At 53.3% G+C, this 20838-nt stretch carries 18 protein-coding genes and 1 pseudogene; 5 read left to right on the plus strand and 14 right to left on the minus strand.

Annotation, left to right across the window (positions count from 1 at the left end; genetic code table 11):
• The 13 genes and pseudogenes from ruvA to A0129_RS03840 all read right to left on the minus strand — a co-directional run.
• Window positions 1–438: Holliday junction branch migration protein RuvA (gene ruvA / locus A0129_RS03780; RefSeq protein WP_291712554.1), on the minus strand; the 438-nt coding region annotated here is incomplete at its 3' end.
• A 62-nt stretch (window positions 439–500) separates the two neighbouring features.
• Window positions 501–1049 carry a crossover junction endodeoxyribonuclease RuvC gene (gene ruvC, locus A0129_RS03785; protein WP_291712556.1) on the minus strand — a complete coding sequence of 183 codons (549 nt, stop codon included), beginning with the start codon at window positions 1047–1049 and terminating at the stop codon, window positions 501–503.
• A 27-nt stretch (window positions 1050–1076) separates the two neighbouring features.
• On the minus strand, window positions 1077–2669 hold the full coding sequence (gene purH, locus A0129_RS03790; RefSeq protein ID WP_291712558.1) for a bifunctional phosphoribosylaminoimidazolecarboxamide formyltransferase/IMP cyclohydrolase: 1593 nt from the start codon (window positions 2667–2669) through the stop codon (window positions 1077–1079).
• Window positions 2670–2711: 42 nt separating this feature from the next.
• Complete coding sequence (locus A0129_RS03795) at window positions 2712–2966, minus strand: Fis family transcriptional regulator (protein ID WP_008251565.1); 255 nt, start codon at window positions 2964–2966, stop codon at window positions 2712–2714.
• Window positions 2963–3965: pseudogene (gene dusB, locus A0129_RS03800) on the minus strand (tRNA dihydrouridine synthase DusB). Before dusB ends, A0129_RS03795 begins: the two are co-directional and overlap by 4 nt.
• Before the next feature lie 220 nt (window positions 3966–4185).
• Window positions 4186–4578: a lactoylglutathione lyase gene (gene gloA, locus A0129_RS03805; RefSeq protein WP_291712560.1), complete on the minus strand. Its 393-nt coding sequence runs from the start codon at window positions 4576–4578 to the stop codon at window positions 4186–4188.
• Window positions 4575–5330, minus strand: a complete 756-nt coding sequence (locus A0129_RS03810; RefSeq protein ID WP_291712562.1) for a M48 family metallopeptidase — start codon at window positions 5328–5330, stop codon at window positions 4575–4577. The genes gloA and A0129_RS03810 overlap by 4 nt, the downstream gene beginning before the upstream one ends.
• A 3-nt stretch (window positions 5331–5333) precedes the next feature.
• The gene (locus A0129_RS03815; RefSeq protein ID WP_291712564.1) at window positions 5334–6101 is read right to left on the minus strand and encodes a 1-acyl-sn-glycerol-3-phosphate acyltransferase; all 768 of its coding nucleotides are present in this window, start codon (window positions 6099–6101) and stop codon (window positions 5334–5336) included.
• Window positions 6102–6128: 27 nt separating this feature from the next.
• Complete coding sequence (gene gmhB / locus A0129_RS03820; RefSeq protein ID WP_291712566.1) at window positions 6129–6692, minus strand: D-glycero-beta-D-manno-heptose 1,7-bisphosphate 7-phosphatase; 564 nt, start codon at window positions 6690–6692, stop codon at window positions 6129–6131.
• Between the two features lie 27 nt (window positions 6693–6719).
• Window positions 6720–8804, minus strand: coding sequence for a glycine--tRNA ligase subunit beta (glyS, locus tag A0129_RS03825; RefSeq protein WP_291712568.1), 2085 nt, complete (start codon window positions 8802–8804; stop codon window positions 6720–6722).
• Window positions 8805–8809: 5 nt separating this feature from the next.
• Complete coding sequence (gene glyQ / locus A0129_RS03830) at window positions 8810–9736, minus strand: glycine--tRNA ligase subunit alpha (RefSeq protein WP_291712570.1); 927 nt, start codon at window positions 9734–9736, stop codon at window positions 8810–8812.
• Between the two features lie 78 nt (window positions 9737–9814).
• Window positions 9815–11305, minus strand: a complete 1491-nt coding sequence (locus tag A0129_RS03835; protein WP_291712572.1) for an NAD-dependent succinate-semialdehyde dehydrogenase — start codon at window positions 11303–11305, stop codon at window positions 9815–9817.
• Window positions 11306–11323: 18 nt separating this feature from the next.
• Entirely contained in the window at window positions 11324–12100 is a 777-nt protein-coding gene (locus A0129_RS03840) for a 16S rRNA (uracil(1498)-N(3))-methyltransferase (RefSeq protein ID WP_291712574.1), read from the minus strand.
• A 137-nt stretch (window positions 12101–12237) separates the two neighbouring features.
• Here A0129_RS03840 and tkt point away from each other — a divergent pair, with 137 nt between their 5' ends.
• The 3 genes from tkt (at window position 12238) to A0129_RS03855 (ending at window position 17563) form a co-directional block, all read left to right on the plus strand.
• Complete coding sequence (tkt, locus tag A0129_RS03845) at window positions 12238–14235, plus strand: transketolase (RefSeq protein WP_291712576.1); 1998 nt, start codon at window positions 12238–12240, stop codon at window positions 14233–14235.
• A 53-nt stretch (window positions 14236–14288) separates the two neighbouring features.
• Window positions 14289–15299 (plus strand): type I glyceraldehyde-3-phosphate dehydrogenase, encoded by a 1011-nt coding sequence (gene gap / locus A0129_RS03850; protein WP_291712578.1) that lies wholly within the window; start codon window positions 14289–14291, stop codon window positions 15297–15299.
• Between the two features lie 263 nt (window positions 15300–15562).
• Complete coding sequence (locus A0129_RS03855; RefSeq protein ID WP_291712580.1) at window positions 15563–17563, plus strand: S8 family serine peptidase; 2001 nt, start codon at window positions 15563–15565, stop codon at window positions 17561–17563.
• Here the strand turns inward: A0129_RS03855 and A0129_RS03860 are convergent.
• A complete protein-coding gene (locus tag A0129_RS03860) occupies window positions 17517–18059 on the minus strand; it encodes a rhomboid family intramembrane serine protease (protein ID WP_291712582.1) in 543 nt (180 codons plus the stop codon). The two genes, A0129_RS03855 and A0129_RS03860, sit on opposite strands and share 47 nt — an antisense overlap.
• Window positions 18060–18160: 101 nt before the next feature.
• Here A0129_RS03860 and A0129_RS03865 point away from each other — a divergent pair, with 101 nt between their 5' ends.
• Both A0129_RS03865 and pyk read left to right on the plus strand, forming a co-directional pair.
• A complete protein-coding gene (locus A0129_RS03865; RefSeq protein WP_291712584.1) occupies window positions 18161–19342 on the plus strand; it encodes a phosphoglycerate kinase in 1182 nt (393 codons plus the stop codon).
• On the plus strand, window positions 19342–20820 hold the full coding sequence (pyk, locus tag A0129_RS03870) for a pyruvate kinase (protein ID WP_291712586.1): 1479 nt from the start codon (window positions 19342–19344) through the stop codon (window positions 20818–20820). The genes A0129_RS03865 and pyk overlap by 1 nt, the downstream gene beginning before the upstream one ends.
• The last annotated feature ends 18 nt before the right edge of the window (window positions 20821–20838 follow it).

Raw genomic sequence — 20838 nt, forward strand, 5'->3', positions numbered from 1 at the left:
TGGCATTCCCTCTGCAATGTTGGCCGTTCCACCCAGCGCTACGATCTGACCTTTCAACTCGAGCAGCAAACGTTCCGCGGTCTTTTTGCCAATACCGGGAATTTTCACCAAACGGGCTGTTTCCTGACTTTGCACTGCCAACAGAAAGTCGTTGGTGGAAATGGAAGACAGAATTGCAAGCGCAGTTCGAGGCCCAATGCCAGATACCTTGATCAAGGTTTTGAACAGGTTTTTCTCAGCGATATTTTGAAAGCCGTACAGGGTGTGAGCGTCTTCGCGCACCACAAGGTGGGTGAGCAGTGTGCAGCTGCCGTTGATTTCCGGCAGGTTGAACAGTGTGCTCATGGGCACCTGCAGCTCATAGCCTACGCCTTGGACATCGACCAGAATCCAGGGTGCATTTTTTTCCAGCAAAATGCCTTTCATGCGACCAATCATTGCAGTTTCTCCACACTGTTCATAATCACAGTAAACTGAATTTGATTATACGCCAAGCGAAGTCATTTCCAGCTCGTGCGGCCCTTTCGGGTGCGGGTTTTGAAAATACTGGTAGGCAAATCTTTATTGGCCAGTGCGCCCAACAGCCTGCTGCTTTGTGCATGGGTTAATGCTGCTGCCAAGGCGTCGGCCGCATCCGCAGATGGGTGGGCAGGCAGTTTCAGCAAACGCTTCACCATTTCCTGTACTTGTTCCTTGTTGGCTTTGCCATGCCCAACAATTGCCTGTTTGATTTGCAACGCCGTGTATTCGGTGACTGCCAAGCCGCTGTGGGTCAGTGCGGTCAGCACAGCACCTCGTGCTTGCCCCAACAGCAGAGTTGATTGGGGGTTCACGTTCACAAATACTTTTTCAACCACTGCGACGGTTGGCTTGTATAACTCAGACAACTCGCACAAACCGGAAAACAAGGTGTGCAAACGGTCAGGGAGGGAGGCCTCGGAATTGGAACGGATCACACCACTGGCCACGTAAATTTGCTGGCTTTCAATGATGTCGACCACACCGTAACCTGTGATGCGCAGGCCTGGGTCTATGCCAAGTATGCGCATCACAGCTGGGTGTGTGAGGTGTTGAAATTAATGGCGGAAATGGCGCACACCAGTGAGCACCATCACGATGTCGCGCTCATTGGCCGCGGCGATCACTTCATCATCCCGCATCGAGCCACCGGGCTGAATCACGCAGCTTGCGCCAGCGTCAACTACGACATCCAAACCATCGCGGAAGGGGAAGAATGCATCGGATGCAACAGCGCTGTCGGCCAGAGTCAGGCCCGCGTTTTGTGCTTTGATGGATGCGATGCGTGCTGAATCAACGCGGCTCATCTGGCCAGCGCCAACACCCATGGTCATGCCGTCTTTGCAGAATACGATTGCATTGCTCTTTACAAACTTGGCGCAGCGCCATGCAAACATCAAATCTGACCATTGTTGCTCGGTAGGCTGGCGTTTGCTGACCACTTTAATTTCACTTTGCTGCACGTTGCGTTCATCGGGGCTTTGCACCAGCAAGCCGCCACCCACACGTTTGTAATCAAACTTGTGCATGCCGGTCTCGACTGGAATCTCAAGCAATCGAACGTTTTGCTTGGCAAAAAATACTGCGCGGGCAGCTTCATCGAATGAAGGCGCAATCACCACTTCGACAAACTGTTTGGCCACAGCTTGCGCGGTGGCTTCATCGACTGGACGGTTAAAGGCAATGATGCCGCCAAAGGCAGAAGTGGGATCTGTTTTGAAAGCCTTGTGATAGGCATTCAATGTGCTTTCAGCCACAGCGACGCCGCAGGGATTCGCGTGCTTGATGATGACGCAGGCCGGTGCCTCAAAAGTTTTGACACATTCCCAGGCGGCATCGGAATCGGCAATGTTGTTGAAGCTCAATTCTTTGCCTTGCAACTGGCGGTAGTTCGCCAGCAAACCCACGGGCGCCTTGGCTTCGCGGTAAAAAGCAGCGCTTTGGTGCGGGTTTTCGCCGTAGCGCATGTCTTGCACCTTGTGAAATTGCATCGAGAGTACTTCAGGATACTCAATTCGAGCGGGAGTATCTTCGAGTGCCCCTTCCGTGCCTTCCAGACTGGTCAGGAAGGCAGCAATCGCACCGTCGTAACGGGCGGTGTGCGCATAGGCTTTCGCTGCCAAACCACTGCGGGTTTTCAGTGTGGTCGATCCGTCATTGCTTTTGATTTCATCGATGACTTTGTCGTAATCGGCTGGGTCAACAATGATGGTCACGCCAGTGTAGTTTTTGGCAGAAGCACGCACCATCGCCGGGCCGCCGATGTCGATGTTCTCGATCGCATCTTCCAGTTTCACATTGTCACCAGCGGTGGCTTTGTCGAATGGGTACAGGTTCACTGCTACCAAATCGATTGCGCCGATGCCGTGCTCTTCCATGGCATCCAGATGGCTTTGCAAATCGCGTCGCGCCAATATGCCACCGTGAATTTTCGGGTGCAGCGTTTTTACACGACCATCCATAATTTCCGGGAACCCGGTGTGACTGCTCACTTCCTTCACGACCAAGCCTTTTTCAGCCAGCAGTTTGGCAGTTCCGCCAGTGGATAGAATTTCCACGCCGCGTTCGGCCAATGCTTTGGCCAGTTCAAGAATGCCGGTTTTGTCGGATACGCTGAGCAGCGCACGTTTGATGGTTGGATTTGATGTCATGGTTTCATGTGCCGGTTTTTATGCGGCTGGAAAAATAAAAAATCAGATGAGGCCGTGTTGCTGCAGTTTCTTGCGCAGTGTGTTGCGATTGATGCCCAACATTTGGCTTGCAATGGTTTGGTTCATATTGGCTTTTTCCATGACCACTTCAAGCATGGGGCGTTCCACCGCAGACAACACCATGTCGTAAACCGACTTGGCACATTCACCCTCAAGGTCGTCGAAGAACTTGTCCAGGTTGCTGCGGATGCACTCGGATATGGTGATGGGGCTTAGATCACTGTCATTGGGTTTCATGCTGCCAATCTTCTTGTTTGTGTTGGTTGGAGTGAATCGTTTGCAGCGGCGAAGTACTGCTGGCCGCTTGATAACCAGTTCAGAAAAAATTCATCAACAATGCGCAACTGTTCGCTTGTGGTTTGCGCCAACATCAGTTGGTCGACCACGCTGTTGTTTTTTCCGGCTGGGCCGCAAAGATACCATTGCAAATGCTTTCGGGCGGTGAGCATGCCCGTTTTCTCTCCATAAAATTCGTGATGATCACGCAGGTGATGCATCATGACTTCATGGGCTTCTTGCAGTGTGGGTGGATTCAGGTGTTCACCCGTTTTCAGGTAATGCAGTACTTCTCTAAAAATCCAGGGATTGCCTTGGGCTGCCCGGCCTATCATCAGGCCGTCTGCGCCCGTGTACTCCAGCACGTGTTTTGCCTTCTCAGGGCTGGTGATGTCGCCATTGGCTATGACCGGAATATTGACTGCCTGTTTCACGGCCTTGATGGTGTCGTACTCGGCGTCACCTGTGTACCCACAGGCGCGGGTGCGGCCATGAAGCGTGAGAAGGGAAATGCCAATAGACTCCGCCATTTGCGCAATGTGAATGGCATTCTTGTGTTCCGGTGACCAACCTGTGCGGTACTTCAGGGTAAGTGGTACGCCGCGTTGTTCGCATTCAGCGTGTACTGCTTTCAAGATTTGCTCGACCAAACTTTCGTTTTGCAACAGGGCTGAACCTGCCGCGACTGCACACACTTTTTTTGGCGGGACAGCCCATATTGATGTCGATGATTTGTGCGCCGCGTTCAATGTTGTAGGCAGCGGCATGCGCCATCATTTCCGGGTCGGCCCCTGCAATTTGTACTGCGATGGGTTTGGTTTCGCCATAGTGGTTCAACCTGCGCGTGCTTTTGTCAGTTTTCCACAAAGCGGGGTTGCTTGCGGCCATTTCCGACACAGCATGTCCCGCGCCCAGTTTTTTGCATAACTGGCGGAAGGGGCGATCTGTCACGCCGGCCATTGGGGCCAAGAACAGATTATTTGGAAGTGTTAAATGAGCAATGCGCACGTTGCACAAAATTTAAGCAAATTTCGAGCAGCCCATTGTAACGGGCGGTGAAATTTTATTCGACCCTAAAACAGGAAAAAAACGGAAATTTTTTACTTGACTTCTGTTTGTCAAAGTGGGCGGTAAGGCCTTGCTTGCCATGAGGGCAAACAAGGTTTTTGAACACCTTCAATTATGCAGGCTTTGATACCTGAATCAACTCGATTTTGTAACCGTCCGGGTCGGTCACAAATGCAATCACCGTGTTTCCACCTTTCACCGGGCCTGCTGCACGCGTTACGTTCCCGCCAGCTTCTGTGATGCGTTCGCACTGCGCATAAGCATCCTCCACTGCAATTGCAATATGCCCGTATGCAGTGCCCAGCTCATAGCTGCTAACGCCGTGGTTGTAGGTCAGTTCAAGCACTGCACCGTCCAGTTCGCTGCCATAGCCCACAAAGGCCAGTGAGTAGCCTTGATCAGCCCGTTCAGTGGTGCGAATCACCTGCATACCCATCACCCTGGTGTAGAAGTCAATAGAGCGCTGAAGATCGCCAACGCGCAGCATGGTGTGAAGAATTCTCATAACACGGGTACCTCAGCGGGATTCATTTTTGACAGTAATTTGTGCGGTTCCTGATAGCCGGGCATCAGGCTTTCAACCACAGCCCAAAAGCGTGCGCTGTGATTCATTTCAACCAGATGAGCCAGTTCGTGAGCAATGACATACTCGATCATTTGCGGTGGATAGTGTACCAGGCGCCAGTTCAGGCGAACTTCCCGGCGGCTGTTGCAACTGCCCCAACGCGAACTCGGGCTGCTCAAATGAATTGAAAAGTTGGGCAAACGTTGCGCTGTGGTTTGACGGTCAACCAACTTGGAGGCCATGTGTGTAAACACCTCTTTGGCATGCGCCTTAAGTACTTTTTCGATGATTTTGTCGCGTTGCGCCGCACTGTCGCAGGTTGGCACAGCGATGCTTTTTGTCCAAGGGTTTAGCAGGGCTTTGCTTCGCGCCGGCAGGGTTTCCAAATGGTAGGCTTCGCCTCGAATTGGAATGGGCTTGCCTTCCTCGAGCAAGGTAGACAGAGAAACGGTTTGTTTGCTGCGGGTTTCCCATTGCCTTAACCGTTGCTCAATCCACGTCGATTTGCTGGCAATGATATTGTGCAGTTCTGTGATGGACAGGCGCAGTGGTGCCGAGATTTGCAAACCATCGTCGCCGATCAGGAAACCAACCGATTTGCGCTTGCTGCGTTTCAAGATGTAGCTGCAAACTCCCCACGGCAGTTCAATGCTCCGAACTTCAGTGGGGTTGGGTGCTGCTGAGAAACGCATGTTTTACTTGTCGCCTTTGGGTACCAGTGGTGTGTCGTCGCTGGTGTAGCGGTGAGGACTGATTTTGTGCATTTCACCTTCGATCCAGTTTTCAACCACCTGCATCAAGCTATCGGCATCATGGCCCTCTGGCGAGATGGGTGTGCCAAATCGCAAGGTGACAGTACCCGCTTTTTTGAAGAAACCTTTGCGTTTCCAGTACTCTCCAGCATCATGCGCAACTGGCACGACGGGAGTACCGGTTGCGACGGCCAGCCGTGTTCCCCCGGTTTTATAGCGGCGTTTGTAACCCACAGGCACGCGCGTGCCTTCGGGAAAAAACATCATCCACGCACCTTCTTTCATGCGTTTGCCCGCCATGGTCTTTACCTGCTCGAATGCTTCAACACCATTCTTGCGATCGATAGGCACCATGCGCAATACCCACAAAGCCCAACCAAAAAATGGCACGTACTGAAGTTCCTTCTTGTATACCAGACACAGTTGACGCGGCAACAAATTGGCAGGAATTGCAAAAGTTTCCCAAGCGGACTGGTGCTTGGCCAGAATGATCGCACCCGTGTTGGGCAAATGTTCCATGCCCTCGATGTTGTACTGGATGTTACACAGCAGGCGCAGCATGCGAATGTTGATGGCATTCCACCAGCAGGCGAAAACATACCTGTTTCGAATCGAAATGAAAGGTGAGACCAAAAGCAAGAGCGTCGCGTGGATGGGCGTGTACACCACGACGTAGATAAAAAACAGGACAGAACCAATGAAGGATCTCACCACAAGCCTCCGAGCCAGTTTTAGTTGTTATCGATTATTTGCGAATGGATCGTCGGGCACCAAATGCTCGGCGACTTCAACCAGATTGTCGAACACCAAGGTGCCTTTGGGCAATTCGTCCTTGCTTTTTTCCAGTGTTTTTTTACCTTTGCCAGTTTTCACCAGAAAGGTGGTGCAACCCATGCTGGCACCAGCCTGTAGATCGCGCAGTGAATCGCCCACACAGGGTACGCCTTCCAGATTGAAACCGGTTCTTGCCTGAATTTCTTGAAACAAGCCAGGCTTGGGCTTGCGGCAGTTGCATTTGTCATCGGGACCATGTGGGCAAAAGAAAATACCCTCAATGTGCCCGCCAGCAACGCCCGCCAATTCATGCATTTTCTTGTGCATGGCCGAAAGGGTTTCAAGATCGAACATGCCGCGTGAAATGCCACTTTGATTGGTGGCCACTACCACCCGAAAACCACCGCGATTCAATCGCGCTATGGCCTCCATGCTGCCAGGAATTGGAATCCACTCATCCACCGACTTGATGTACTCGTCCGAGTCTTCATTAATGACGCCATCCCGATCCAGCACGATGAGTTTCATGAACTGTCCTTGCGTTGTGTTCTGGCTTTAAGCGGCCAGTTGCGAAATGTCGGCCACACGGTTCATCAAACCATGCATGTGTTTCAACAAAGCAAGTCGGTTGTTTTTCAGCGCTTCGTTGTTGTCCATGACCATGACGTTTTCAAAGAAGGCGTCCACATTGGCTTTCAATGGAGCCAGAACCAGCAAGGCTTGCTGGTAATCACCCTGTTCGAATGCCCGCGTGGCGTGTGGCTCCACTTCTTTTACCTGTGTGGCCAGTGCTTTTTCAGCGTCCACCTGCAACAGGTTTGTATCCACTTCAGCGGAACCCACCTCGGTTTTTTTCAGAATATTGGTAATGCGTTTGTTGGCTGCTGCCAAAGCTTGCGACTCAGGCAACTGCGAGAAGGCACGCACTGCCTCCAGGCGCTTGGGCAGGTCGGCGAACTTGCTTGGGTTTTGGCTAAGCACCGATTCAACTTCAGCAGTGGAATAACCTTGGTCTTTCAGATAACCACGCAGGCGGTCTTGAATGAAACCAGCTATACCTTCCACGCTGTGCTTGAAATCTGGATAGGTCGCGAACAATTTGCTGGCTTTGTTCAGGGCATCCATCAAATCCAGTTTCAGGTTCTTCTCGATGATCATGCGAATGACCCCTAACGCATGCCGGCGCAAGGCGAAGGGATCCTTGTCGCCCGTAGGAACCAAGCCGATACTGTAGATACCCACCAAAGTTTCCAGTTTGTCGGCCAAGGCAGCGGCCACACCCACCGCGTTTCGGGGCAATTGGTCACCTGCGAAACGCGGGCTGTAATGGTCGGCAATGGCTTGCGCCACATCGGCGTGTTCGCCATCGTGGCGGGCGTAGTGCTCACCCATATTGCCTTGCAGTTCGGGAAATTCTCCCACCATGTCAGTCAGCAAATCGGCCTTGCACAGCAGGGCTGCACGTTTGGCTTGTTCAACGTCAGCGCCACACACGGGTGCCAAGGCAGCAGCCAGTTCAATCAGACGACCATTGCGGTCTTTTTGGGTACCCAGTTTGTTGTGGTACACCACATTGGCCAGGCCAGGCAGGCGGCTTTCCAGTGTTTTTTTTCGGTCTTGGTCGAAGAAGAACTTCGCATCGGCCAAGCGCGCTCGAAGCACGCGCTCATTGCCTGAGGTGATTAATTCGGGTGTCGGAGTCAACAGGTTTGAAACCAGCAGGAAACGGTTTTTCATTTTGCCGGTTTGGTCGGTAATCGCGAAATACTTCTGGTTGGCCTGCATGGTCAAAATCAGGCACTCTTGTGGCACTTCCAGAAACTCTTTTTCGAAACCGGCTTCATATACAACAGGCCATTCAACCAGCGCACACACTTCATCAACCAAATCGTCGGGTTGCACCACTTTGTCGCCAGCGGCTTTTTCAGCCAAGGCTTTGACAATCGCGGCTTTGCGCTTCTCGAAACTGGCAATCACTTTACCTTCGGTTTCAAGTTGGGCTTCGTAGCTGTCTGCACTGGCAATGTTCAGCACGCCCTGGCTCAAGAAGCGGTGCCCCAAGGTAATTCGATCACTTTCGAGTCCCAATACTTGCGCAGGCACCACTTTGTCGCCATGCAGGCAAACAAGGCGGTGTGCCGGGCGTACGAAATGCACGGTGCTGCCATCGGGGCGTTGGTAGCTCATTACTTTCGGAATGGGCAGTTTGGTGGTGGCCACTTCAAGCGCCTTGTTCAGCGACTCTTCAAGCGCTTTGCCAGCCTGGGTGCGCGAAATGTGCAACACATCCTGTTTGCCATCGCTGATGGTTTCCAGTTGATCCACAGAGATTGCACCCAAGCCCAATGAATCCAGTTTTTTCTGGAGGGGAGGGGTGGGTTGACCATTGGCATCCAAGCCAATTTTAACGGGCAGCAGGCGTTCCTGAATTTTCTTTTCAGGGCTTACAGCAGCCACGTTGGTGATGCGGCATGCCAAACGGCGGGGGCTTGCAAAGCCTTCCACCTCGCTGTTGTCGGTCAAATGACCTTCATCGCGCAGCGTTTTGCTTAGAAGTTCTGCAAATGCAGTACCCAGTGTTTGCAATGCTTTGGGTGGGAGCTCTTCAGTAAATAGCTCAACCAGTAATGTTGGATTCATGGATATCAGGCCGCTTGTGTATTGGGAGTGTTGCACATGGGGAAGCCCAGCTTCTCGCGGGAGTCGAAATAGGCTTGCGCCACTGCGCGTGACAAATTGCGGATTCGGCCAATATAGGCCGCGCGCTCGGTCACGGAAATGGCACCGCGCGCATCCAGCAGGTTGAACGTGTGTGCAGCTTTCAAAATCATTTCATAGGCGGGCAAGGCCAATCCCACTTCGATCAGGTGTTTGGCTTCTGCCTCATATTCACCAAAGTGGCGAAACAACATGTCGGCGTTGCTGTGCTCAAAGTTGTAAGTTGATTGTTCCACTTCGTTTTGATGGAACACGTCGCCGTAGGTCAGTGTTTTCGTCACGCCTTTTTCTTCGCGCTCGGTCCACACCAGGTCGTACACGTTTTCCTTGCCCTGCAAATACATGGTCAGGCGTTCAATTCCATAGGTGATCTCGCCCAGAATTGGCGAACAATCCAGACCCCCCACTTGTTGGAAATAAGTGAACTGGGTCACTTCCATACCATTAAGCCACACTTCCCAACCCAAGCCCCAGGCACCCAATGTTGGGTTTTCCCAGTTGTCCTCCACAAAACGAATGTCGTTTTGCTTGGTATCAATACCCAAGGCTTCCAGGCTGCCCAAGTAAAGGTCGATGATGTTTTCTGGCGATGGCTTTAGTACAACCTGAAATTGATAGTAATGCTGCATGCGGTTGGGATTTTCACCATAGCGGCCGTCTTTGGGGCGACGCGAAGGCTGTACGTACGCGGCGTTCCACGGCTCAGGCCCCAAGGCGCGCAAAAAGGTGGCTGTGTGGCTGGTGCCAGCACCCACTTCCATGTCAAACGGTTGTAACAGGGCGCAACCTTGTTGGTCCCAATAGTTCTGCAGGGTCAAAATGGCCTGTTGAAACGTCAGCGGTTTCTTTTGCATGTGCACCGGTGTCCTTCGTGATTCAATTTTTTGTACATCAATTGCCCCGTATTGTAATGGTTGCCAGGGCTTTCTTACTTACAGTGTGCCAATGCACAGGTACTTCATTTCCAGGAACTCTTCAATGCCCCACACCGAGCCCTCTCGTCCCAAACCTGATTGCTTCACGCCACCAAAAGGCCCCACTTCATTGGAGAAAACTCCCACATTGATGCCCACCATGCCATATTCAAGGGCGCGGCTGACTCGGAAGGTGCGTGCCGAGTTCTCGGTGTAGAAATAGGCGGCCAGGCCAAAAGGCGTGTTGTTGGCATAGTTGATGGCCTGTTCTTCAGTGTCGAACGGGAAAATGGCCGCCAGTGGGCCAAAGGTTTCCTCTGTTGCTACCAGCATTCGGTGGTCGGCATTGTCGATCAGGGTGGGCTGGAAAAAACGGCCACCTAGAGTGTGTGGTTTGCCGCCATGCAGCAGTTTCGCACCCTTTTCGAGTGCGTCGTCCACATGTTTTTGCACTTTGGCAACAGCGTTGTCATCAATCATAGGGCCTATGCTGGCTTTGGTTTTCAGGCCGTCACCCACTTCCAGTTTGGCAATTCGGGCTTGCAGCTTGTCGGCAAAAGCCTGTTGCACACTGCGCTGCACGTAAATGCGGTTGGTGCACACGCAGGTTTGGCCCGCATTTCGGAATTTTGAGGCAATCAAGCCGTCGGCTGCTTTGTCGAGGTCGGCATCTTCAAACACGATGAACGGCGCATGGCCGCCCAATTCCAGGCTCAGTTTCTTGATGGTTGGGGCGCATTGTTGCATCAGTATGCGGCCTACTTCCGTGCTGCCCGTGAAGGTCAGCTTGCGGACCACTTCGCTTTCGCAGAGCACTTTGCCAATATCGACGGATCGTTCAGCGTCGCCAGTGATGACGTTCAGCACACCGGCCGGAATACCTGCCTGTCGCGACAGTTCAGCTAGCGCCAATGCGCTAAGCGGGGTTTGTTCGGCGGGTTTGATCACCACTGTACAGCCAGCAGCCAAGGCGGGTGCCACCTTGCGGGTAATCATGGCGATCGGGAAATTCCATGGCGTAATGGCTGCACAAACGCCGATGCCCTGTTTCAATACCAGCAGTTCGCGACCCAATTGCGGCGACTCCAGCACGCTGCCTTCGATGCGTTTGGCCTGCTCGGCAAACCATTCCACAAAGCTTGCGCCATAAATGACTTCGCCTTTGGCCTCGGCCAGTGGTTTGCCTTGTTCCAGGGTCATCAGAAATGCGAGGTCATCGGCGTTGTCAATGATGAGGTCAAACCACTTGCGCAGCATTTGCGCCCGGCTCTTGGCAGTGGTGTTGCGCCAGCTGTTCAACGCTTTTTCGGCACAAAGAATGGCGTCATGGGCCAATGCAACTGATGTGTTGCCAACGTGTGCAATGGTCTCGCCGGTGGAGGGGTTGTCTACTGGAAAATCAACTTCACATTCATGAAAGCTGCCGTAAACAAACGGATTGGTTTTCAACAGGCTCGGATTCTTGAATTCAAATGTGTTGCTCATGGTTTCGTTTTGGGTACTGCTCATGTCCGTCTCTCTCGTTGTTCAGTGTGCTTCAAGGTTTAGCAGGGCTGTCAACTGCGCCGTACAGGCCACTGCGAATGTTTCGGTTCGCAATACACGTTGCGAAAAATTCAGTGGCAAGGCTCCCTTTTGAGTTGCCACATCGGTTTCTTCAGCGGACCAACCGCCCTCGGGGCCCACGCAAATGACCAAAGGTCCCCGGGATGCCGAATGTTGGGTCCAGTTTTTCAAACTCTGTTCGGCCTGGGGTGTGAACCAAAGCACATGCGCGTCGGGCCATGTGCATGTCACGTGTTCAAGCGCTGCGCCCAGGTGCCGGACCGGTTCAACCACAGGCAGTTGCGCGCGCTCGCTTTGCAAGCTTGCTGCCAACACAACCCTTTCCCAGTGAGTTTGCCGCTTGTTTGCCCGCTCGCCCTCCAGTTTAACCACGCTGCGATGAGCCTGAACCGGATGAAAGCCAGCCACGCCCAATTCTGTACATTTTTCAAGCACCCAATCCATTTTGTCGCCCTCGGGCAGGGCCTGCAGCACATGCACGGGCCGGTTAAGCTCGGTGTTTTGCAATGCAACTTGGTTTTCAACCCGAATTTGTGCGAGTTTTTTCGAGGCATAGTGAATTGTGGCGTGGTATTCACATCCTTTGCCGTTCCAAATCCGTAACGCTTCACCTTCACGCAGGCGTAAAACCCTTGAGGCGTAGTGCATCAAGTCGTCCGACAGATCAAGCACTTGGCCCACGCTGTTGCAGTGTTCTAGCAGGAAGCGCGGTAAGCGCCTGCCTTTGTCGTGTTTCATGATTCCCTGTCTTTATTCAGTCGTTTGTCCGCAAGGGGGCGCTTTATTGGAATAGCTTTGATAAAATTCATGTTTTTCCAACTTTGCCACAGGCATAACCCTCAATCCCCATACCTATGTCCTCTTCGTCAAAGAACATGGCCAACGCGATTCGCGCGCTCGCCATGGATGCAGTTCAAGCCGCCAAATCCGGGCACCCCGGCATGCCAATGGGCATGGCCGAAATAGCCGTGGCCTTGTGGGCCCGTCACCTCAAACACAATCCGCAAAATCCCCAATGGGCTGATCGCGACCGCTTTGTGTTGTCCAACGGCCACGGCTCCATGTTGATTTATGCGCTGCTGCACCTGACCGGCTACGACTTGCCGATTGAGGAACTGAAGAATTTCCGCCAGCTGCATTCTAAAACACCGGGCCACCCGGAAGTGGACATTACGCCCGGAGTGGAGACCACAACTGGTCCATTGGGGCAGGGCATTGCGAATGCGGTGGGTTTGGCTTTGGCCGAAAAGCTGTTGGCCGCCGAGTTCAATGAAGCGGGTTTCCCGATTGTTGATCACAACACCTATGTGTTTTTGGGTGACGGTTGCCTGATGGAAGGTATTTCCCATGAGGCTTGTTCCCTGGCGGGCACTCTTGGTTTGTCCAAGCTGATCGTGATGTACGACGACAACGGCATTTCAATTGACGGTGAAGTAGAGCACTGGTTTGCCGATGACACGCCCAAGCGTTTTGAGGCCTACGGCTGGAATGTGATTCCGAGTGTCAACGGTCATGATGTGGACGCAGTAGATGCCGCAATCGCGCAGGCCAAGCAAAATGCCGCGCTTGATAAGGGCCCAACCCTGATTTGCTGCAAAACCAATATTGGCGAGGGTTCACCGAACCTGGCTGGTACGGACAAAGTACACGGCGCACCGTTGGGCGATGCTGAAATTGCCGCAACCCGTGCTGCGATTGGTTGGGAACATGCCCCTTTCGAGATTCCTGCCGAGGTGTACAACGCGTGGGACGCACAGGTGGAAGGCGCTGCGCGCCAGTCAGCCTGGGACAAGCTGTTCGAGGCATATTCTGCCAAGTTTCCTGCCAAGGCTGCTGAGTTCAAGCGCCGCATGGCAGGCGAACTGCCCGCCCGGTTTGAACAAACTGCGGCCCGCTTGCTGGCTGAAGTGGCCGCCAAGGGTGAAACCATTGCCACCCGCAAGGCCAGCCAAAATGCGATCACGTTGCTGGCTGCTGAACTGCCAGAATTGTTGGGTGGATCTGCGGACCTCACAGGTTCAAACCTCACCAACTGGCCCAAGTGTGTGGCGGTTCGTCGCAACAAAGATGGCTTTACGGCCGGTAACCACATCAACTGGGGTGTGCGCGAGTTCGGCATGAGTGCTGCGCTCAACGGTGTGGCCCTGCATGGTGGCTACATTCCCTTTGGCGCTACTTTCCTGACTTTTTCTGATTACAGCCGCAATGCCCTGCGCATGGCTGCGCTCATGAAGAAGCGCAATATTTTTGTGTTCACGCACGATTCAATCGGCCTGGGTGAAGACGGCCCCACTCACCAGCCTGTTGAGCATGCCGCCACCCTGCGCTTGCTACCCAATATGGACGTGTGGCGCCCTGCTGATTCAGTGGAATCGATGGCTGCCTGGAACAGCGCGGTGATGCGTAAAGACGGTCCGAGCAGCTTGTTGTTCAGCCGTCAAAACCTGCCTTTCCTGGCACGCGCTGAACCCGTTTTGAACTCAATTGCCAAAGGTGGCTACGTGTTGTCCGATGTCGCCAATGCCAAGGTCACCTTGATTGCCACGGGCTCCGAGATTGAAATTGCCATGAACACGCAGAAGGCTTTGGCCGAAAAAGGTGTGGCAGCGCGTGTGGTGTCCATGCCCTCAACCAGCGTGTTCGATCGCCAAACCGCAGCGTACAGGGCTGAGGTATTGGGCACGGCGCCGATTGCCGTGATTGAAGCTGGCATGACCGATGGCTGGTACAAGTACATTGCACAGGCTGGTGTGAAAGGCACCGTGCTGGGCATGAGCACCTTTGGTGAATCTGCACCTGCTGGCGCTCTGTTCAAGCACTTTGGGCTAACCACCGAGAAGTTTACGGAGGCCGCTTTGGCTTTGGCTCAATAACAGGCATTGGCTTAAGAAACCGAATATTTGATTTACTTTCAAGGAGATTTGTCATGACCATTCGCGTAGCGATCAACGGCTATGGCCGCATCGGCCGAAACGTATTGCGTGCCCACTATGAAGGTGGCAAAAAACACGACATTCAAATCGTGGCGATCAATGATTTGGGCGATCCCAAAACCAACGCTCACCTGACCCAGTACGACACTGCGCACGGCCGTTTCCCCGGCACAGTGACTGTCGATGGCGATTACATGGTTGTCAATGGCGACAAAATCAAGGTTCTGGCCAACCGCAACCCGGCTGAACTGCCATGGGGCGAGTTGGGTGTGGATGTGGTGATGGAATGTACAGGCTTTTTCACCTCCAAGGAAAAGGCATCTGCCCACCTGAAAGGCGGTGCCAAGAAAGTGATTATCTCCGCCCCCGGCGGTAAAGACGTGGATGCCACAGTTGTATTTGGTGTGAACCACAGCGTACTGAAAAGCACTGACACAGTGATCTCTAACGCGTCTTGTACCACCAACTGCCTGGCCCCGCTGGTCAAGCCCTTGAATGATGCGATTGGTCTGGAAACCGGCCTGATGACTACCATTCATGCTTACACCAACGATCAGGTGTTGACCGACGTGTACCACGAAGACCTGCGTCGCGCACGTTCAGCCACCATGAGCATGATCCCCACCAAAACCGGTGCGGCTGCTGCCGTTGGTTTGGTATTGCCCGAACTGAATGGCAAGCTGGACGGTTATGCGGTTCGCGTACCCACCATCAATGTGTCCATGGTTGACTTGTCCTTTATCGCCAAGCGCGACACCACAGTTGAAGAAGTGAACAGCATTCTGAAAGCGGCAGCCGAAGGTCCCTTGAAGGGTGTGCTGGAGTACAACGAAGCACCTTTGGTGTCGATCGACTTCAATCACAACCCCGCTTCCAGCGCATTCGACGCCACCTTGACCAAAGTCAGTGGCAAGTTGGTGAAGGTATCAAGCTGGTACGACAACGAGTGGGGTTTCTCCAATCGCATGCTGGACACCACAGTTGCACTGATGAACGCCAAGTAATGCAAATGCGCGTTTTGAATGAAAAAGCCGGGCCTTGAGCCCGGTTTTTTTTCGTCTCCGGATTTGCCCAAAAACCACCCCCTTTTGCGGTAACCCCTACCCCATTTGACCATGTTCCAAGCCTTATTTCACGCCGTTATCAAGACATTCGTCGGGTCTTGACGAGGTGACTGAGAAGTAGACTCCGTTCTGCTTTCTTTTCAATAAATTGATTGGACACCTCGCTGGGTAACCTGAACCCATTGTGATAAGCGAGTAATGCCATGTTGACCTTCCGTCCCAAAAAGCAAAAACTGACGCCCCTGCGTGTGCTGGTCACCGGCGTTTTGCTAATGCTCTGGATTCTCTTGGTGACACCTGCCCATGCGCAAAGTGGTGGTGCTCAATTCATCATCAAATTAAGGAATTCGGTTGAGTTAAGTAGCGCGCCGTCTTTGCGTCGTCTGGAGAAAGAGGGTGAGTTCCTGGCCGATGTCATGACCCGCAACAATGTGGATGCAAGCTGGTTGCGTGCTGGATCGGTGGGTACTCATGTGATGCGCTGGGGCAGTGGCGTGCGTGCGAGTGATCAGCAGTCCATGCTGAATCGATTGTCTAGCGATCCTGAGGTGGAGTTTGCAATCGAAGACCGCCCAATGCGCGCTTTTGCCACACCGAATGATCCCAGTTTCCTGAATCAATGGGCTTTGCGCTCGACATTGAACACGGCTGGTGCGAAGTTTGATCGGGCTTGGGATGTAGTGCGTGGCAGTGCTGATGTGATCATCGCTGTGCTCGACACAGGTGTGGTTTTCGAAACCCCTGATTTGATGGGCCGATTGCTCAGCGGTTACGATTTTGTATCTGATGTGCCCACAGCCAATGATGGCAATGGTCGCGATGCCAATGCAGCAGATCCTGGCAACTGGATCAGTAACTCAGATGCACAAACTTCAACTTTTTCTGGATGCAGCGTCAAGAATTCAAGCTGGCACGGCACTTTTGTGGCGGGGCAAATTGCGGCCAATACACACAGTGATTCCGATGTTGCTGGTGCGGACTGGAATGTGAAAGTTCTGCCTGTTCGCGTACTTGGCAAATGTGGAGGTTTGTTGTCAGATGTGCTGGACGCCATGTTGTGGTCAGCGGGTCTGGACGTGCCGGGTGTTCCACGCAATCCCAACCCCGCCGATGTGATCAACCTGAGTTTGGGCAGCCCGACTAGCTGTAGCTCCTTTGAGCAAACTGTGGTGGATAGAGTCAATGCAGCAGGCACTCTGGTTGTTGCTGCAGCTGGAAACAGCGGAGGTTCGGTCGACTCGCCAGCCAATTGCAACAATGTTCTTTCAGTGGGGGCTTTGGACCGCGATGGCAGCCGTGCCAGTTACAGCGCAATCGGCAGTGCAGTCAGCCTGATGGCACCGGGCGGTTTCAGCAACGGCCTGGTGGGCTTGGGTAATTCAGGCGCCACCACACCGGCGTCGGCCAGTTTGGTGAGCAAAACCGGTACGTCCTTCGCTGCGCCTTTGGTGGCAGCCACGGCTGGGTTGATGCGCGCCATTAATCCATCACTGACGCCAGCCCAACTGCGAAGCCAAATTCTTGCAAGTACCTCAAATTTTTTAACGCCCAGAAGCAGCACTTGTACAGCCAACCAGGGTTCAGGCAGTTGCAATTGCACCACGGCAGTGTGTGGCGCGGGCATGCTCGATGCTTTTGCGGCCGTGTCTGCGGCGAAAGGCACGCGTCCTGTGGCCAATGCTTCTGTATCCGCCAATGGCTTGGGCACGAGCGGATATCAGGAGAGTGCCACCGGCTTGCATCCTGTTCGTTTGCGTGGCTCGTCCAGTGGCGTTGCAGCAGGGCGCAGCATTGCCTCTTACGCTTGGACGCAGGTGTCGGGTGAACAGTTGATGACAGGCACACAAACCACTGCCGATGTTGACCTGCCGGCGCCGACTTCAAGCTCCGACTTGGTGTTTCAACTCACCGTGACCGACTCGGTTGGCGAAGCGCACAGCAGCTTCACAGCCTTGCGTGTGGTGGCCAACGGGGACGATGGCAGTTCACCCTCATCGGTGGCCAGTGCCAGTTCAGGTGGCACCACCACACCCACCACCGACAATGGTTCGGGCTCCGGTTCGACTGTTTCTGCTGGTGGCGGCAGTGGTGGAGGCGGTGGCGGTGGCACCACCACATTGCCCGGTTTGCTGTTGCTTACTCTGCTGATTGGGTTTTTCAGGAAGGTGGGTTCTGACCAAGCCACCATGACCGCAAAATCATAGATAGTCCAAATACAAGGCCACCCAAGGCACCACCCCTGTGTGCCTCAAATGCAATCGGGCCACCCACCAAAGCATCGGTGGTGTGGCCTGAATTCCATTCAAGTATCAGCTTTGCAATCAGCCCCGCAGCGAGGACCCACAAAGGCCAGCACAGAGCAGGTTTGCTTGGGGTTCTGTGCAGCGCAAGTAGCAGGCAGGCCACGAACTGAAAATGCAGGGCGCCGCTTAATCCGCAATACCACTGAACAGGCTCAATCCAGCTTAAATACAACGCAATCCAAGACAATGACAGCAGTTGTATCCAAAGCCATTCGCTTTGGCTTCGCTGGTTCGAGAATCCCCAAGCCACAATTGCCAAGCCTGTCAGGTTCAGGCCCAGGTGAACCCACCCCAGGTGGGTAAACTGCGCTACAAGAATGTAAATGAAGAATGAGTCAATTAAATCAAGCCCTTGTCTTGAAAAGTCAGGTGCAAAAACTTGGCCGACAATTGCCAATATTCCAATCACAAAGGAGTAGACCACCCCGAGGAAAAGTGGGCTGGGGGCGTTATAATTCCGGATTGTTTCCAATAACCTTCCTTGAGAGTTGAAAAGCAATGTTGCGTTTCCTGCGCCTGACTGACCAAAACGTATCCAACAAACGTGTGTTGATCCGCGTCGATTTTAACGTGCCAGTGGATGCAAATGGCAACATCACGGAAGACACCCGCATTCGTGCCTCTTTGCCGGGTATCGAATATTGTTTGAACAACAATGCAGCCTTGTTGTTGACCAGCCACTTTGGCCGCCCCACTGAAGGGGAGTACGACGAAAAATTGAGCTTGGCACCCGTGGCAGCGCGTTTGGGCGAATTGTTGGGTCGCCCTGTGCGCTTGGTGAAAGACTGGGTGAATGGTGTGGATGTGAAAGCCGGTGAAGTGTTGCTGCTGGAAAATTGCCGATTCAACAAAGGGGAGAAAAAGAACAACCCGGAATTGGCACAAAAGATCGCCGCACTTTGCGACATCTATGTGAATGACGCTTTCGGCACCGCCCACCGCGCAGAGGCCACCACTCATGGCGCGGCACAATATGCGCCAGTGGCGTGTGCTGGCCCTTTGCTGGCTGCTGAACTTGATGCCTTGGGTGCAGCGCTTTCCGCTCCCAAACGCCCAATGGTGGCGATTGTGGCGGGCTCTAAAGTGTCGACCAAACTGACAATCCTGAATAGTCTGGCCGATAAAGTGGACCAGTTGATTGTGGGTGGTGGTATCGCCAATACATTCATGGCTGCTCTGGGCTTGCCAATCGGCAAGTCGCTTGCCGAGCACGATTTGGTGGGCGAGGCCAAGACCATCATCGACAACATGAAGGCACGCGGTGCTGCCGTGCCAATTCCCAGTGACGTAGTGGTAGGCAAAGAATTTTCTCCAACTGCTTATGCCACCAGCAAGAAAGTGGCTGACGTCGCTGCAGATGACATGATTTTCGACATCGGCCCCAACACAGCCGAAGAACTCGCTGCGATTCTGGACAAAGCTGGCACCATTGTATGGAACGGTCCAGTGGGGGTGTTCGAATTCGACCAATTTGGCAAGGGCACTGAGCGCCTGGCCATGGCCATTGCGAATTCCAATGCATTTTCAATTGCGGGAGGTGGCGACACCTTGGCGGCTATTTCCAAATACAACATTGGTGATCAGGTCAGCTATATTTCCACCGGTGGCGGTGCGTTCCTTGAATTTTTGGAGGGTAAAACCCTGCCGGCCGTAGAAATTCTTCAACAGAGAGCGGCCTGATGGTCAACTCAGGGAGCAAATTGGTGCCCAACGTGTATGTACCCCGACAAACCAAAATCGTGGCCACTTTGGGGCCAGCCTCCACTGACCCCGTCGTTCTTGAGAGAATGATTGCCGCGGGCATGAATGTGGTGCGGGTCAACTTTTCGCACGGCACTGCCCAAGAGCACATTGACCGGGTGAGAACAGTGCGTGACATTGCAGCCCGCTTGAAGCGCGATATTGCGGTGATGGCCGATTTACAGGGTCCCAAAATTCGAATTGGTGTGTTTGCCAATGGCTCCACCAACCTCGTTAACGGTCAGCCCTTTGTGCTGGAAGCCAAGTGCGACTCAGGCAACGATGAGCGGGTGGGTCTGGACTATCCGGAATTGGTCAACGATGTAAAAACCGGTGACACTTTGTTGCTGGATGACGGCAAGATCGTGCTGAAAGTCAAAAAAGTAACTCCCAGCCAAATTCACTGTGAAACGGAAGTGGGGGGCGTGCTCAAAAACCGAAAGGGCATCAACAAATTGGGCGGCGGCCTGTCCGCGCCAGCGCTGACCTCGAAAGACATGGAAGACATTCGCACTGCAGTGGCTTTCGAGGCAGACTACATCGCGGTCAGTTTCCCCAAAAGTGGTGCGGATATGTACATGGCTCGCGAACTGACTCGCGCTGCCGGCGGCCATGCCATGATGATTGCCAAGATTGAACGTTGTGAGGCACTTGAGAATCTGGATGATTTGATCCGTTCTTGCGATGGTTTGATGGTGGCTCGTGGTGATTTGGCGGTTGAAATTGGCGACGCCGCTGTACCTGCGGCTCAAAAGCGTCTCATTCGAGCAGCCCGGGAAGCCAACAAGCTGACCATTACGGCTACCCAGATGATGGAAAGCATGATTGAAAGCCCCGTGCCCACCCGCGCTGAAGTGTCCGATGTGGCCAATGCAGTGCTCGATGGCACAGACGCCGTGATGCTGTCAGCTGAAACCGCTGCGGGCAAGTTCCCAGTAGAAACCATTGTGGCCATGGCCCGGGTGTGCGTTGAAGCAGAGAAGTCCGCGACCATCAATCTGGACACTGATTTTTTGAATCGAAAGTTCAAGCGAGTGGACCAGTCGATTGCAATGGCCGCTTTGTTTACTGCACACCACCTTGAGGTGAAAGCGATTGCGGCGTTGACCCAGTCTGGGTCTACTGCCCTGTGGATGTCGCGTTTGAACAGTGGCGTACCCATTTTTGCACTGACGCCTGAAGAAAAAACCCGACGTCGTCTGTCGATGTACCGTGACGTGCGCACTGTCATGATGCAGTACGAAACTGAGGACCGTGAAGTATTGCTGGCGAAATCAGAGCAGGCTTTGCTGGATGCCAAAGTGGTTGAGCTCGGTGATCTGATTGTGATCACCATTGGTGAGCCAATTGGTAAATCCGGAGGAACCAACACCATGAAAATTGTTCGTGTGGGCGAACACATTGGCTTGCTGAATTAACCAGTTATTTGACTAATT

Origin of the sequence: Limnobacter sp. CACIAM 66H1, assembly GCF_001601825.1 — a bacterium.
Lineage (GTDB): Bacteria > Pseudomonadota > Gammaproteobacteria > Burkholderiales > Burkholderiaceae_B > Limnobacter.

Excerpts from the sequence above, each read along its gene's own strand:
- ruvC (WP_291712556.1), bottom strand. The coding sequence starts at position 1,049 with ATGCGCATACTTGGCATAGACCCAGGCCTGCGCATCACAGGTTACGGT.
- glyS (WP_291712568.1), bottom strand. The coding sequence starts at position 8,804 with ATGAATCCAACATTACTGGTTGAGCTATTTACTGAAGAGCTCCCACCC.
- A0129_RS03855 (WP_291712580.1), top strand. The coding sequence starts at position 15,563 with ATGTTGACCTTCCGTCCCAAAAAGCAAAAACTGACGCCCCTGCGTGTG.
- A0129_RS03865 (WP_291712584.1), top strand. The coding sequence starts at position 18,161 with ATGTTGCGTTTCCTGCGCCTGACTGACCAAAACGTATCCAACAAACGT.
- pyk (WP_291712586.1), top strand. The coding sequence starts at position 19,342 with ATGGTCAACTCAGGGAGCAAATTGGTGCCCAACGTGTATGTACCCCGA.
- A0129_RS03810 (WP_291712562.1), bottom strand. The coding sequence starts at position 5,330 with ATGCGTTTCTCAGCAGCACCCAACCCCACTGAAGTTCGGAGCATTGAA.
- A0129_RS03840 (WP_291712574.1), bottom strand. The coding sequence starts at position 12,100 with ATGAAACACGACAAAGGCAGGCGCTTACCGCGCTTCCTGCTAGAACAC.
- gap (WP_291712578.1), top strand. The coding sequence starts at position 14,289 with ATGACCATTCGCGTAGCGATCAACGGCTATGGCCGCATCGGCCGAAAC.
- gmhB (WP_291712566.1), bottom strand. The coding sequence starts at position 6,692 with ATGAAACTCATCGTGCTGGATCGGGATGGCGTCATTAATGAAGACTCG.
- glyQ (WP_291712570.1), bottom strand. The coding sequence starts at position 9,736 with ATGCAAAAGAAACCGCTGACGTTTCAACAGGCCATTTTGACCCTGCAG.
- A0129_RS03835 (WP_291712572.1), bottom strand. The coding sequence starts at position 11,305 with ATGAGCAGTACCCAAAACGAAACCATGAGCAACACATTTGAATTCAAG.
- gloA (WP_291712560.1), bottom strand. The coding sequence starts at position 4,578 with ATGAGAATTCTTCACACCATGCTGCGCGTTGGCGATCTTCAGCGCTCT.
- purH (WP_291712558.1), bottom strand. The coding sequence starts at position 2,669 with ATGACATCAAATCCAACCATCAAACGTGCGCTGCTCAGCGTATCCGAC.
- A0129_RS03795 (WP_008251565.1), bottom strand. The coding sequence starts at position 2,966 with ATGAAACCCAATGACAGTGATCTAAGCCCCATCACCATATCCGAGTGC.
- tkt (WP_291712576.1), top strand. The coding sequence starts at position 12,238 with ATGGCCAACGCGATTCGCGCGCTCGCCATGGATGCAGTTCAAGCCGCC.